The organism is Arthrobacter stackebrandtii, from assembly GCF_017876675.1.
Lineage (GTDB): Bacteria > Actinomycetota > Actinomycetes > Actinomycetales > Micrococcaceae > Specibacter > Specibacter stackebrandtii.
In genome coordinates this window covers 561,706-575,853 of the sequence record NZ_JAGIOI010000001.1, presented here as the reverse complement: position 1 = coordinate 575,853, position 14,148 = coordinate 561,706, and the positions used below count along the sequence as shown (strand labels likewise).

At 65.9% G+C, this 14,148-nt stretch carries 12 protein-coding genes; 8 read left to right on the top strand and 4 right to left on the bottom strand.

The genetic code is table 11. The features are described from left to right. Positions 1–39: 39 nt before the first annotated feature. The 4 genes from JOF48_RS02375 to sdhC form a co-directional block, all read right to left on the bottom strand. A complete protein-coding gene (locus JOF48_RS02375; RefSeq protein ID WP_209676947.1) occupies positions 40–831 on the bottom strand; it encodes a succinate dehydrogenase iron-sulfur subunit in 792 nt (263 codons plus the stop codon). Further along, positions 831–2,630: a succinate dehydrogenase flavoprotein subunit gene (sdhA, locus tag JOF48_RS02370; RefSeq protein ID WP_209676945.1), complete on the bottom strand. Its 1,800-nt coding sequence runs from the start codon at positions 2,628–2,630 to the stop codon at positions 831–833. Before sdhA ends, JOF48_RS02375 begins: the two co-directional genes overlap by 1 nt. Positions 2,631–2,721: 91 nt before the next feature. Further along, a complete protein-coding gene (locus tag JOF48_RS02365; RefSeq protein WP_209676943.1) occupies positions 2,722–3,189 on the bottom strand; it encodes a succinate dehydrogenase hydrophobic membrane anchor subunit in 468 nt (155 codons plus the stop codon). Position 3,190: 1 nt separating this feature from the next. Then, positions 3,191–3,583, bottom strand: a complete 393-nt coding sequence (gene sdhC / locus JOF48_RS02360; protein WP_209676941.1) for a succinate dehydrogenase, cytochrome b556 subunit — start codon at positions 3,581–3,583, stop codon at positions 3,191–3,193. A 301-nt stretch (positions 3,584–3,884) separates the two neighbouring features. On the opposite strand from sdhC, the gene JOF48_RS02355 reads away from it, so the two are divergent. The 8 genes from JOF48_RS02355 (at position 3,885) to JOF48_RS02320 (ending at position 13,984) form a co-directional block, all read left to right on the top strand. Beyond that, positions 3,885–5,030, top strand: a complete 1,146-nt coding sequence (locus tag JOF48_RS02355; protein ID WP_209676939.1) for a mannose-1-phosphate guanylyltransferase — start codon at positions 3,885–3,887, stop codon at positions 5,028–5,030. Between the two features lie 213 nt (positions 5,031–5,243). Further along, positions 5,244–6,452: an amidohydrolase gene (locus JOF48_RS02350; RefSeq protein WP_209676937.1), complete on the top strand. Its 1,209-nt coding sequence runs from the start codon at positions 5,244–5,246 to the stop codon at positions 6,450–6,452. Between the two features lie 255 nt (positions 6,453–6,707). Continuing rightward, a complete protein-coding gene (locus tag JOF48_RS02345; protein ID WP_425353698.1) occupies positions 6,708–7,835 on the top strand; it encodes a BMP family lipoprotein in 1,128 nt (375 codons plus the stop codon). Positions 7,836–7,961: 126 nt separating this feature from the next. Then, on the top strand, positions 7,962–9,548 hold the full coding sequence (locus JOF48_RS02340; protein WP_209676933.1) for an ABC transporter ATP-binding protein: 1,587 nt from the start codon (positions 7,962–7,964) through the stop codon (positions 9,546–9,548). Beyond that, positions 9,545–10,807, top strand: coding sequence for an ABC transporter permease (locus JOF48_RS02335; protein ID WP_209676932.1), 1,263 nt, complete (start codon positions 9,545–9,547; stop codon positions 10,805–10,807). The genes JOF48_RS02340 and JOF48_RS02335 overlap by 4 nt, the downstream gene beginning before the upstream one ends. After that, positions 10,804–12,099, top strand: a complete 1,296-nt coding sequence (locus JOF48_RS02330; protein ID WP_245346374.1) for an ABC transporter permease — start codon at positions 10,804–10,806, stop codon at positions 12,097–12,099. Before JOF48_RS02335 ends, JOF48_RS02330 begins: the two co-directional genes overlap by 4 nt. Positions 12,100–12,103: 4 nt before the next feature. Further along, positions 12,104–12,502, top strand: a complete 399-nt coding sequence (locus JOF48_RS02325) for a cytidine deaminase (protein WP_245346373.1) — start codon at positions 12,104–12,106, stop codon at positions 12,500–12,502. A 156-nt stretch (positions 12,503–12,658) separates the two neighbouring features. Further along, on the top strand, positions 12,659–13,984 hold the full coding sequence (locus JOF48_RS02320; RefSeq protein ID WP_209676929.1) for a thymidine phosphorylase: 1,326 nt from the start codon (positions 12,659–12,661) through the stop codon (positions 13,982–13,984). Positions 13,985–14,148: the final 164 nt, after the last annotated feature.

Below are 14,148 nucleotides of genomic sequence, written 5' to 3'. Positions count from 1 at the left end.
CCCCACAAGGGGAGCGGCGCTTTTGTGAAGCAGGAATTGCTAGATCTGGCGGGCCAGGATGGCCTGCTTGACCTCGGCGATTGCCTGGGTGACCTGGATGCCGCGGGGGCATGCTTCGGTGCAGTTGAAGGTGGTGCGGCAGCGCCACACGCCTTCCTTGTCGTTGAGGATCTCCAGGCGCATGTCGCCGGCATCGTCGCGGGAGTCAAAGATGAAGCGGTGTGCGTTCACAATGGCTGCCGGGCCGAAGTACTGGCCGTCGGTCCAGAAGACGGGGCAGGAGGACGTGCACGCGGCGCACAGGATGCACTTGGTGGTGTCGTCAAAACGCTCGCGGTCCTCGGCGGACTGCAGGCGCTCCTTGGTGGGGGTGTGGTCGCGGTTGATCAGGAACGGCATGACCTCGCGGAAGGACTGGAAGAACGGTTCCATGTCCACGATCAGGTCCTTCTCGACGGGCAGGCCCTTGATGGGCTCGACCGTGATGGGCTTGGACGTGTCCAGGTCCTTCAACAGCGTCTTGCAGGCCAGGCGGTTGCGGCCGTTGATGCGCATGGCATCGGAACCGCACACACCGTGCGCACAGGAACGGCGGAAGGACAGCGAGCCGTCCTGCTCCCACTTGACCTTGTGCAGGGCATCCAGCACACGGTCGGTGCCGTACATGGTCATGGTGAAGTCTTCCCACTTCGACTCTTCCGAGAACTCGGGGTCGTAGCGGCGAACACGCAGCGTGATGTCGAAGGTGGGGATTTCACCGCCGCCACCGAGGTGGGCGGGCAGTTCGATCTTTGATGCCGGCTCCGGCAGTTCGGCTTCTACGGTGCTCATTAGTACTTCCTCACCATCGGCTGGTAGCGGGTAACGACAACAGGCTTGGTTTCGAGGCGGATGCCGGCAATGTGCTCTTCCGAGCTCTCTGCCGTGACACCGGAATCGAGGTAGGCCATGGAGTGCTTCATGAACTTCTCGTCGTCGCGGTCCGGGAAGTCCTCGCGGTAGTGTCCGCCGCGGGATTCCTCACGGTGCAGGGCGGCAACGGTCATGACCTTGGCCAGTTCCAGCAGGAAGCCCAGTTCAACGGCTTCCAGCAGGTCCAGGTTGAAGCGCTTGCCCTTGTCCTGGACGGAGATGCGGCCGTAGCGCTCCTCGAAGCCGGCAATGTCGCCCAGGACCTTGTTCAGGGAGTCCTTGGTGCGGAACACCTGCATGTTGGCGTCCATGGTGTCCTGCAGGTCCTTGCGGATCGCAGCAACACGCTCGCCGCCGTCGGAGTTGCGGACGTGGTCCAGCAGGGCCTTGGTGTCGGCTTCCGGGTTTTCCGGCAGCTCAACGAAATCGGCCGTCTTGGCGTACTCGGCCGCGGCAACTCCGGCGCGCTTGCCGAACACGTTGATGTCCAGCAGCGAGTTGGTGCCCAGGCGGTTTGAGCCGTGGACGGAGACACAGGCGACTTCGCCGGCTGCGTACAGGCCGGGGATGACGGTGTCGTTGTCCTGGAGGACCTCGGTGGTGATGTTCGTGGGAACACCGCCCATGGCGTAGTGCGCCGTGGGGAACACGGGGACCGGCTCGGTGTACGGCTCCACACCCAGGTAGGTGCGGGCGAACTCGGTGATGTCCGGAAGCTTGGCGTCAATGTGCGCCGGCTCCAGGTGGGTCAGGTCCAGGAGGACGTAGTCCTTGTTCGGGCCGCAGCCGCGGCCTTCACGGACTTCGTTGGCCATGGAACGGGCCACGATGTCGCGCGGTGCCAGGTCCTTGATGGTGGGGGCGTAGCGCTCCATGAAGCGCTCACCGTCCGAGTTGCGCAGGATGGCGCCTTCGCCGCGGGCCGCCTCGGAGAGCAGGATGCCCAGGCCGGCAAGGCCTGTCGGGTGGAACTGGAAGAACTCCATGTCCTCCAGCGGGATGCCCTTGCGGAACGCGATGCCCATGCCGTCGCCGGTCAGGGTGTGGGCGTTGGAGGTGGTCTTGAAGACCTTGCCCGCGCCGCCGGTGGCCAGGATGACGCTCTTGGCCTGGAAGACGTGCAGTTCGCCCGTGGCGAGGTCGTAGGAAACGACGCCCGCAATGCGCTTCTGCATGTAGGTGGTGCCGTCCTCGCGGGTGGCCTCCTCCTCAACCGTGAGCAGGTCCAGAACGTAGTACTCGTTGTAGAACTCAACGTTGTGCTTGACGCAGTTTTGGTACAGGGTCTGCAGGATCATGTGTCCGGTGCGGTCCGCGGCGTAGCAGGCGCGGCGGACAGGGGCCTTGCCGTGGTCGCGGGTGTGCCCGCCGAACCGGCGCTGGTCAATGCGGCCTTCGGGCGTGCGGTTGAATGGCAGGCCCATCTTTTCCAGGTCGATGACGGCGTCGATGGCTTCCTTCGCCATGACCTCCGCCGCGTCCTGGTCCACCAGGTAGTCGCCGCCCTTGACGGTGTCAAAGGTGTGCCACTCCCAGTTGTCCTCTTCCACGTTGGCAAGTGCTGCGCACATGCCGCCCTGGGCTGCACCCGTGTGGGAGCGGGTGGGGTAGAGCTTGGTCAGGACGGCGGTGTGGGCACGCTGTCCTGATTCAATGGCGGCACGCATTCCTGCGCCACCGGCCCCGACGATTACGACGTCGTATTTGTGGACCTGCATACTGGATGCTCTTTCTCTCTGTACTGCACTAAATGCTGGTGTTCACTTCTTGCCGCCCGGCCATAAGGCGCCGGGTGCCCGAAACTAAAAGTTACGGAACGGGGCAGAAGGACGGAAGGTCAATGACGGCGCCGGGAGGGCAGGGGTCAAAGGTGAAGATGACCAGGGTGCCCAGGACGATGATGACCGCAGTGGCCACGTAAAGGATGGTCTTGAGCGTCATGCGGGTGCCGTCACGCTCGGCGTAGTCGTTGATGATGGTGCGGACGCCGTTGGTGCCGTGCAGCATGGCAAGCCACAGCATGGCCAGGTCCCAGACCTGCCAGAACGGGCTGGACCACTTTCCGGCAACAAAGCCGAAGTCGATCGCGTGGATGCCGTCGCCCACCATGAGGTTGACGAACAGGTGGCCGAAGATCAGCACGATCAGGACCACGCCGGAGAGGCGCATGAACAGCCAGGCGAACATCTCAAAGCTTGAGTGCGAGGCCTTGTTCCGCTTGTATTTGGGCGACTGCGCACTGTTTGAGCGCGGCGAGGCGATGGAGTTGGTGCTCATGCTAGTTCCCTCCGAAGAAATTGGAGAAGACAATGGTGAGGTGACGGATCAAGAACGGGATCATCGTCACGGCCCACAGTGCAAGGACCCCCCAGAGCAGCTGGCGCTGGTACTTGGGGCCCTTCTTCCAGAAGTCGACGGCAATGATGCGCAGGCCGTTGAAGGCGTGGAACACGATTGCTGCGACAAGGGCCGCTTCACCCAGGCCCATGATGGGGTTTTTGTACGCCCCAATGACTGCTGTGTACGCCTCAGGGGAAACCCTCACCAATGAGGTGTCGAGGACGTGCACCAACAAGAATATAAAGATCACTACACCGGTAATACGGTGTCCCACCCATGACCACATGCCTTCTCGGCCGCGGTACAGAGTGCCAGCTGGTTTTGTCGGCACTGATTAAACCTTCCCTGCGTCACCGATGCGCTGGCGTGGTTCCACGCGGGGAAACGCACTCGGCGTAAGCACTCATACTTGTGCCTAAATTTAGGCTTAGCTAACAGCATATTCAACTTAGGCACTCCTTGCTCTATGCGGCAAATCACAGGCGTGTCACAAAATGATGGTGTAAGGGTGCGTTGCCCGGTCCCCGGATGTCCGACGCCGGAGTGCCCGGCCTCCGCCCACGGGTGGAAGTTTGGACACAATGACGTGTTTAGGGGCGGTGCCGGGGTGGCCGTCACCTATGGTGGAGATGATGAATACGGAAAATTTGGTTCAGCCGCAGTCAGGCTCAACAGACCCCCTGGACAGGTTTTACGCAGTGATCCCCGCAGGCGGTGTCGGCACCCGGTTGTGGCCCCTGTCCCGGGCCGCCGCCCCGAAGTTCCTGCACGACCTCACCGGCAGCGGAAGCACCCTGATCCGGGCCACCTATGACCGGCTCGAACCGCTCAGCGGCACCAAGGTGCTGCTGGTGACGGGCGACGCCCACCGCGAGGCCGTCTGCCGGCAGCTGCCCGAGGTGGCGGACGAGAACCTGGTGCTTGAGACGGAGCCCAAGGACTCCGGTGCCGCGATCGGCCTTGCCGCGGCCATCCTTTACACCCGCAACCCGGACACGATCATGGGCTCCTTCGCCGCAGACCAGGTGATCAGCCCTGACGAGAAGTTCCAGGCCGCCGTCCATGAGGCCATCTACACGGCCGCCTCGGGCAAGATCGTCACGATCGGCATCAAGCCCACGCACGCCTCCACGGGCTTCGGCTACATCCGCACCGGCTCGCCCCTGGTTGTTGCCGGCGCACCCAGCGCCCACACGGTGGAGGAGTTCGTGGAAAAACCCAGCGAGGAAATCGCCGAACAGTACCTTGCCAGCGGCGACTACAACTGGAATGCCGGCATGTTCGTCGCCCCCGTGGGCCTCATGCTCCACCACCTGCAGGCCAACGAGCCCGCCCTCTACGACGGCATCATGGAGATTGCCCGCGCCTGGGACACCCCGGACCGGATCGCCGTGAAGAACCGCGTCTGGCCCACCCTGCCCAAGATCGCCATCGACTACGCCGTGGCCGAGCCCGCAGCCGACGCCGGCGACGTGGCAGTCATCCCCGCCGACTTCAGCTGGGACGACGTCGGCGACTTCGCAGCCATCGCCCGGCTCAGCAGCGCTAAGGAAGATAAGAACGTCAAGGTCATCGGGGAGGGCGGGCGCGTCTTCACCGACGACAGCAGCGGCATCGTCGTCACGGACACCACCCGTGTGATCGCCCTCATCGGCATCCAGGACGTGGTGGTCGTTGACACCCCCGACGCCCTCCTCGTCACCACCCGCGCCCATTCGCAGCTGGTCAAGAACGCCGTGGCCGGCCTCAAGGCACAGGGCCGCACCGACGTCCTCTAGCCCCCGGCCGCCGGCGCCGCACCACCCGGCGACACCTTTCGGCCGGCGCCCTGCCGGCGTCGGGGGCTTGTGCGCATAAGCGCCCAAAGCACGACGGCGGCCGGTGCCTTTCTCGCGAAGGCGCCGGCCGCCGTCGTGCCTGGGAGAAGTTACGGGACGTAACGCGGCGCCGCCAATGCCGCCGCAAAGCAAACACATGGCTAGTGTTGGAGGGTGCGCAATTACTCGCTGGAAACAGAACCGACCGAGCTCGTGGGCCCGTGGCTTGAGCCGCTGATTGATGAGGTCATCGAATTCCGCCGCGACCTCCACGCCCACCCGGAACTCTCCTTCCAGGAATTCCGTACCTCCGGCAAGATCTACGACCGGCTGCTGGCGGCAGGCCTGTCGCCGCGCCGGCTGGACGGCACCGGCGTCATTGTTGACGTGGGCGAGGGCCCCATCGCGACGGCGCTGCGCGGGGACATCGACGCCCTGCCGATCGTGGAGGTGACCGGGCTGCCGTTCGCCTCGCGCAACCACGGGGTGACGCACGGCTGCGGACACGACTTTCACACCGCCACCATGCTGGGCATCGCCCTGGTGCTGGCGAAGATGCACGAGCAGATGCCGCTGGGCGGCAGTATCCGCATTATTTTCCAGCCCGCCGAGGAAACCCTGCCCGGCGGTGCGCTGGCGTGCATCGACCAGGGCGCCCTTGACGGGGTGCCGCGCATCATGGCGCTGCACTGCGACCCCCGGATTGAGGTGGGCAAGATCGGCACGCGCATCGGGCCCATCACCAGCGCCTCCGACACCATCAAGATCGAGCTGACAGGGCGCGGCGGGCACAGCTCCCGCCCGCACCTGACCGAAGACCTCGTGTTTGCCCTGGCGCAGATTGCGATCAGCGTCCCGGCCGTGCTCTCCCGCCGCGTTGACGTGCGCAGCGGCGTCTCCGTGGTCTGGGGCCAGATCAACGCCGGCTCCGCACCCAACGCCATCCCCGGCCACGGGGTCATGAGCGGGACCATGCGCTGCCTGGACCGCGAGGCCTGGCATGCCGCCGGGGAACTGCTCGACGACGTCGTGCAGCAGGTGGCGGCGCCGTTCGGCGTCGACGTGCACCTGGAACACACCCGCGGTGTGCCCCCGGTGGTCAACTCCGAGCATGAGACGGCGCTGATTGAGGCCTCCGCCCGCGCCGAACTGGGGGAGGACTCCGTGGTGCTGGCCCCGCAGTCCATGGGCGGGGAGGATTTCGCCTGGTTCCTGCAGGGCATCCCCGGCTCCCTCATGCGCCTGGGCACCCACGTGCCGGGCGGCGAGGAGTACGACCTTCACCGCGGCGACTACATCGTTGACGAGCGGGCACTTGCCGTGGGCATCAAGGTGCTGTGCGCCGCGGCCCTGCGCACCCTGCGCGCCCCCGTCGAGCCGTAATGCCCGGCCCGGGGCAGCCCCGGGGCGGATCCGCCATGTAACGGTTCCCCAACAATGCGCACCGCCGGGTGTCCCCACACTGGCAGCTTGCGGCTTTGTCCCACTAGTCTGTTGTCATAAGCGCCGCAGTGCTGGGTGCGGCAAGGCATTGGCATTCCCTCCATGGGGCTGGACAGCGTAGTCCAGGACGGTGGCGGGCGGCGCGTGTGTTGCCCTTCCAGCCTTCCTCTGCAGCCAAGAACCGATGGAGGAACCTTGAAAAACCTGCTTCTCAACACCACGAAGTCCGTCAAGCGCGGAGCCCTCGTGGGAACCATTGCCATCAGTGCCGCGGCACTTGTCCTCACCGGCTGCGGGGAGGCCCCGCCGGCACCCGGCGGCAACGCCGGCGCATCGGAGAACCCGGCCGCCGCAGACTACCTCGGCTGCATCGTCTCCGACTCCGGCGGATTCGACGACCAGTCCTTCAACCAGTCCTCCTACGAGGGCCTGAAGAAGGCTGTCGCCGACCTCGGCATCAAGATGAAGGAAGCACAGTCCTCCGCCACCTCGGACTTCGCACCGAACCTGGCCACCATGGCCAGCGCGGGCTGCAACCTGACGCTCACGATCGGCTTCCTGCTGGCCGAGGCCACGAAGACGGCCGCCGCGGACAACCCCGACCTGCACTACGCCATCATCGATGACAACTCGATCAAGGCGGACAACGTCAAGCCCGTCGTGTACGACACCGCCCAGGCCGCGTTCCTGGCCGGCTACGTGGCAGCCTCCGTCTCCAAGACCGGCAAGGTTGGCACCTTCGGCGGCATCAACATCCCCACCGTCACCATCTTCATGGACGGCTTTGCCGACGGCGTGAAGTACTACAACGAGAAGCAGGGCAAGGACGTCCAGCTGATCGGCTGGGACAAGGCAACCCAGCAGGGCTCCTTCGCCAACACCTTCGAGATCATCCAGGAAGGCACCAAGATCACCAACAACCTCATCTCTGAAGGTGCCGACGTGGTCATGCCCGTTGCAGGCCCCCTCGGCAAGGGTGCCGGCGACGCCATCCTGGCGGCCAACAAGGACGGCAAGAGCGTCAAGCTCGTCTGGGTTGACTCAGACGGTTTCGTCACGGCACCCACCTACAAGGACATCCTGCTCACCTCCGTGGTGAAGACCATGGGCGAGGCCGTGGAGTCCATTGTCAAGGAAGACCTGGACGGCAAGTTTGACCCCACACCGTACGTTGGCACCCTGGACAACGGCGGTGTTGCACTGGCACCGTTCCACGACCTGGACGGCGAGGTCAGCGCCGACACCAAGACCCAGCTGGATGAAATCAAGAAGGGCATCATCGACGGTTCGATCAAGGTCGAATCCGCCGCCAGCCCCAAGTAGCAGCCGGACGCGGGTGTTGGGGGCTGCCGCCGGCGGCCCCCAACACCCGCGTCCGTCCCACGTGACACGCACATCCCCGCCGCGGCAGCACGCCGCCGCGGGCCCTTTCCCAGACGGGCTAAAACGTTGAAACTTGAACTTCGGGGCATCACCAAGAGCTTTGGTTCCCTGGTGGCGAACGACCACATCGACCTGGTGGTGGAATCCGGGGAAATCCACAGCCTGCTCGGCGAGAACGGCGCAGGGAAATCCACCCTGATGAACGTCCTCTACGGCTTGTACGAGCCCACATCGGGGCAAATCCTGGTGGACGACAAGCCGGTGAAGTTCTCCGGCCCCGCCGACGCCATGGCCGCCGGCATCGGCATGGTGCACCAGCACTTCATGCTCGTCCCGGTCTTCACCGTTGCAGAGAACGTGGCACTCGGCGCCGAGTCCACCTCCTTCGGCGGCGTGCTGAACCTCGCCGAGACGCGCAGGAAAATCCGCGAAATCTCCGACCGCTTCGGCTTCGACGTCGACCCCGACGCGCTCGTGGAGGACCTCCCCGTGGGCGTGCAGCAGCGCGTGGAAATCATCAAGGCGCTGGTGCGCAACTCCAAAATCCTGATCCTGGACGAGCCCACCGCCGTGCTCACGCCCCAGGAAACCGACGAGCTCATGGACATCATGGGCCAGCTGCGCGACGGCGGCACCTCCATTGTCTTCATCTCCCACAAGCTGCGCGAGGTCAAGGCGGTCTCGGACACCATCACCGTCATCCGCCGCGGCAAGGTGGTCGGCTCCGCCCCGCCGGACACCTCCACCACGGAGCTGGCCGCGATGATGGTGGGCCGCGCCGTGAACCTCACCCTGGACAAGGCCGACGCCACCCCCGGCGAGGAGACCTTCAAGGTCACCAACCTCACCGTCATGAACGACGCCGGACAGCGGCTTTTGGACGACGTTACCCTGAGCGTGTCCCAGGGTGAGATCCTGGCTGTCGCCGGGGTCCAGGGCAATGGCCAGACCGAGCTGACTGAGGCTGTCCTCGGACTGCAACGGCACGTGCTCGGCTCCATCACCCTTCACGGACAGGAGCTGGTGGGCAAGACCGTCCGCCAGGTACTGGACTCCGGCGTCGGCTTCGTCCCCGAGGACCGGCAGGACGACGGTCTCGTGGGCGAGCTTTCCATTGCCGAGAACCTGGTCCTGGACCTCTACACCAGGGCCCCCTATTCAAAGGCCGGAACCCTTAACAAGGCGTTCATTGCCAAAAACGCCGTGGACAAGGTGGCCGAATTCGACGTCCGGGCCCAGTCGTCCCAGGACGCAGCGGACACCCTCTCCGGCGGAAACCAGCAGAAGGTGGTGCTGGCGCGGGAACTGGCCCGGCCGCTGAAACTGTTCATCGCCTCCCAGCCCACGCGCGGCGTGGACGTCGGATCGATCGAATTCCTGCACAAGCGGATCGTCGCTGAACGCGACTCCGGCACTCCCGTGGTCATCGTTTCCACCGAGCTGGACGAGGTCCTGGAACTTGCGGACCGGATCGCGGTGCTGTTCGCCGGAAAGCTCATGGGCATCGTGCCCGGCAAGTCCAGCCGCGAGCTGCTCGGCCTGATGATGGCCGGGCTGCCCGCGGACGAGGCACAGCAACAATTGCTTGAACAACATGGCCCCGGCACCCCGGACGCCACAACCGAACCAACCTCGGAAGGGGAGCCGTCATGAGCGGGGACTCAACCACTACGCCCGGCGGCGCAACAGCGCCCGACGGCACGGGCGGGGCGCTCAAGGAACAGCCCGCCGCGCCGGCCCCCAAGCATGAGGGCGAGGGTACCAAGGTGATCCGCGAGATCATGAGCGGCAACGCCATGATCTCCGTCCTTGCGGTGCTGGTCGCCCTGGTCATCGGCGGCATCCTCATCGCGTTCACCGACCCCCGGGTGCTCACCGCCATGGGGTACTTCTTCAACGACCCCGGCGCCACGTTCTCCGCCATCTGGGCGGCGGTCTCGGAAGCCTACGGCGCGCTGTGGCGCGGAGCCACCTACGATCCCGGATCCCGCACCTGGCAGGGCCGGCTGGGCATCTTTGAAACCCTGACCTTCGCCACCCCCCTGATCCTCTCCGGCCTGGCCGTGACCCTGGCCTTCCGCGTGGGCCTGTTCAACATTGGTGCGAAGGGCCAGATCATCCTCGGTGCCACCTTTGCCGGCGTCGTGGGCTTCATGATCCAGCTCCCGCCGGGCATCCACCTCATCGCCGTGATCCTGGCCGGCGCCGTCGGCGGCGCCCTGTGGGGCGGCATTGCCGGGTTCCTGAAGGCGAAGACCGGCGCGCATGAGGTCATCGTGACCATCATGCTCAACTACATTGCCGTCTCGCTCGTGCTGTACCTGCTGAAGAACCAGCTGAAGGACCCCTCCAGCAGCAACCCCATCAGCCCGCGCATGCACGAAAGTGCCATGTTCCCGCTGCTGCTGGGCCCCAACTACCGCGTCCACGCCGGGCTGATCCTGGCCGTGCTTGCCGTGTTCGTCGTGTCCTGGCTGCTGAACCGCTCCACCCTCGGCTTTGAATACCGGGCCATCGGCGCCAACCCGCGCGCGGCCCGCACCGCAGGCATGAACGTTTCGCGCGGCTACATCACCGTCATGCTGATCTCCGGCGCCCTGGCCGGTCTGGCCGGTGTCACGCAGCTGGCCGGCACGGAAAAAATGCTGGACGCCGACATCGCCGGCAGCATCGGCTTTGACGCCATCACCGTGGCCCTGCTGGGCCGCTCCACGCCGTGGGGGACGTTCTTCGCAGCCCTGCTGTTCGGTGCCTTCAAGGCCGGCGGCACCTCCATGGCCATCAACGCCGATGTCTCCATTGACATTGTGGCCGTGGTGCAGTCGCTGATCGTGCTGTTTATCGCAGCCCCGCCCCTGGTGCGCTCAATGTTCCGGATCAAGGAAGTCCGCCGCGAAGGAGTGAAGGCATGAGCATCACCATGAAGAGTGAGACGCCCAAGGTTGCCGACGCCGTCGCGATCCGCAGCTGGAAGCTGCCGATCCTCCTCGGCGTGCTGGCCCTGTTCGCCGTCGTCGTGTTTGTGCTGCTGGGCCCCAGCGGCACGGCCACGTTCCGCATCTCCCAGGACACCGACGCCTGGCAGGTGCCCGACCTCGTGGTTTCCGCCAAGGGCGTCGGCATCGCCGTCGCCGTCGTGTGCATCGCCCTCGCCTACCTGGCCTGGCGCCAGACCCGCGACGCCGGCAAGATCGCCAAATGGGTGGTCCTGACCTTCACCGTCGTGTTTGTGGTGGGCCTGATGGTCTGGATGATCGGTGGGACCACCACCCAGAACATCACGCTCGTGGGCCTGTTCACGGGTGCCATGCTGATCACCACCCCCATTGTGTTTGGCTCCCTCTCCGGCGTGCTGTCCGAACGTGCCGGCGTGGTCAACATTGCCATTGAGGGGCAGCTGCTGGCCGGCGCCTTCACGGCCGCCCTCGTTTCCTCCATGACCGGCAGCGCGTTCGCGGGCCTGTTCGCCGCCGCGGTTGCCGGCGTCCTGGTGTCGCTGCTGTTGGCACTGTTCAGCATCAAGTACGTGGTCAACCAGATCATCGTCGGCGTCGTCCTGAACGTGCTCGTCTCCGGCCTGACAGGCTTCCTGTTTGAGAAGATCATGAAGACCAAGGTCGACGGCGTGACCATCTACAACCAGCCGGCGCACCTGCCCAACATCCCCATCCCGCTGCTCTCGGAGATCCCGATCATCGGCCCCACCCTGTTCCGGCAGTCCATCATCGGCTACTTCATGCTGGTCCTCGTTGCAGCCCTCTGGTTCGGGCTGTTCCGCACCCGCTGGGGACTGCGCGTGCGGGCCGTGGGCGAACACCCCAAGGCCGCCGACACCGTGGGCATCAACGTCAACCGCACCCGCGTGGTGAATGTGTTGGCCGGCGGCGCCGTCGCCGGCGTGGGCGGGGCGTACTTCACCCTGGTTGCCGTGAGCAGCTTCAGCAAGGACATGACCGGCGGCCTGGGCTTCATCGCCCTGGCGGCACTGATCTTCGGACGCTGGAACCCGATCGGCGCCGCCCTGGCAGCCCTGCTGTTCGGCGTGGCCGGCAACCTGCAGTCCATCCTGTCCCTCGCCGGCACACCGATCGACGGACAGTTCCTGGCCATGCTGCCGTACGCGCTGACCATCCTGGCCGTGTCCGGGTTCGTCGGCAAGGCCGTGGCCCCGGCCGCGGACGGCGAACCATATATTAAGGAGTAGCTGCATGACTGCCATGCCCGACGGCGGCTGGGAACCACTGCGCCTGGCCGCCACCGCGGCCCTCGCCAGCGCCTACGTGCCGTACTCCAAGTACCCCGTGGGTGCCGCGGCACGCCTGGCCGACGGCAGCATCGTCTCCGGCTGCAACGTGGAAAATGCCAGCTACGGGCTGACCCTCTGCGCCGAATGCACCATGATCGGCGCGGCCCGCATGAACGGCGGCGGCCTCATCACGGAGTTTTACTGTGTTGACGGTGCCGGGGAGATCCTGATGCCGTGCGGGCGCTGCCGCCAGATCCTGTTCGAATTCAGCACTCCGGACACCCAGGTCATGACGTCCTCGGGACCCAGGACCATGGACGCGATCCTGCCGGACGCCTTTGGCCCGGACAACCTGAAGTAGCCAGCGGCCCGGCGCAGCATTGCACCCGCGCCGGCCGGACCCCAGTGCGCGGTTTCGCTTCGGGCGGAGGGCCGGGCGCACCATTTGCCAAGCACGCGGTGTAGCATCCACAAACATGCAGGACCTGCATGCCCGGCACCACCTGAAGGAGCAGCCATGAACGCCCAGGAATCCTTTGCCAGCCAGCCGTTCACCGCGGTGGAGGTCATCGCCGCCAAGCGCGACGGCGGACGCCTCACCCCGGAGCAGATCGCCTGGACCATCGCCGCCTACACCCGCGGCGACATCGCCGAGGAACAGATGGCTGCCCTGAACATGGCCATTTTGCTCAACGGCATGGACCGGTCGGAGATCTCGCAGTGGACAGCGGCCATGGTCGCCTCGGGCGAGACGCTTGACTTCAGCGGGCTGCGCAACAGGGCCGGGGCGCCGCTGCCCACCACGGACAAGCACTCCACCGGCGGCGTGGGCGACAAGATCACGCTGCCCCTGGCACCGCTCGTGGCAGTCTTTGGCGCTGCCGTGCCGCAGCTGTCCGGGCGGGGCCTGGGCCACACGGGCGGAACCCTGGACAAGCTGGAGGCGATCCCGGGTTGGCGCGCGGACGTCAGCCATGACGCACTGCTGCGGCAGCTGTCCGAGGTGGGTGCCGTGATCTGTGCAGCGGGCGGAAACCTGGCCCCGGCGGACAAAAAGCTGTACGCGTTGCGCGACGTGACGGGGACGGTGGAATCGATCCCGCTAATCGCCTCTTCCATCATGAGCAAGAAGATTGCCGAGGGCACGGGGGCGCTGGTGCTGGACGTGAAGGTGGGCTCGGGCGCGTTCATGAAGACCGAGGAGCGGGCGCGCGAGCTGGCGCGGACCATGGTGGCGCTGGGCAAGGACGCCGGTGTGAACACTGTGGCGCTGCTGACCGACATGTCCACACCGCTGGGCCTGACCGCCGGCAACGCGATCGAGGTGGAGGAATCCGTGGAGGTGCTGGCCGGCGGCGGACCTGAAGACGTCGTGGAGCTGACCGTCGCGCTGGCGCGGGAGATGCTGGAGGCTGCCGGCATCCGCGATGCCGATCCCGCCGCCGCCCTGCGGGACGGGCGGGCCATGGATGTGTGGCGTCGGATGATTTCCGCACAGGGCGGCGACCCGGATGCGGCGCTGCCGGCGGCCCGGGAATCGGACGTTGTGTATGCGCCGGCCGACGGCGTGCTGGTGGGGCTCGATGCCATGGCCGTGGGCGTCGCCGCCTGGCGGCTCGGTGCCGGGCGGGCCCGGAAGGAAGATGCAGTGCAGGCCGGGGCGGGTGTGCGGATGCATGCCAAGCCTGGCGCACTGGTCCGGGCGGGCGAGCCGCTCATGACGCTGTTGACGGACACCCCGGAAAAGTTTGCCAGCGCCCGTGAGGCGCTGGCCGCGGCCGTGGTGATCGCCCCGGAGGGGTCCCGGCCGGCCAACCGGCTGATCATCGACCGCATCGCCTGAGGCTCTCCTGCATGGTGCCTGCCTGGGACTTGGTCCAGGCACGGGGCCCGGCTGGTTCCCGGGCGCAGCACTGCACTCATGCCCAGCGCCTGGCTTGAGTCCTGCGCATGGTGGTTTATGCGCTGCACACCGGGTGGGCATTGCGCATAAGTTCCTGCCACGCC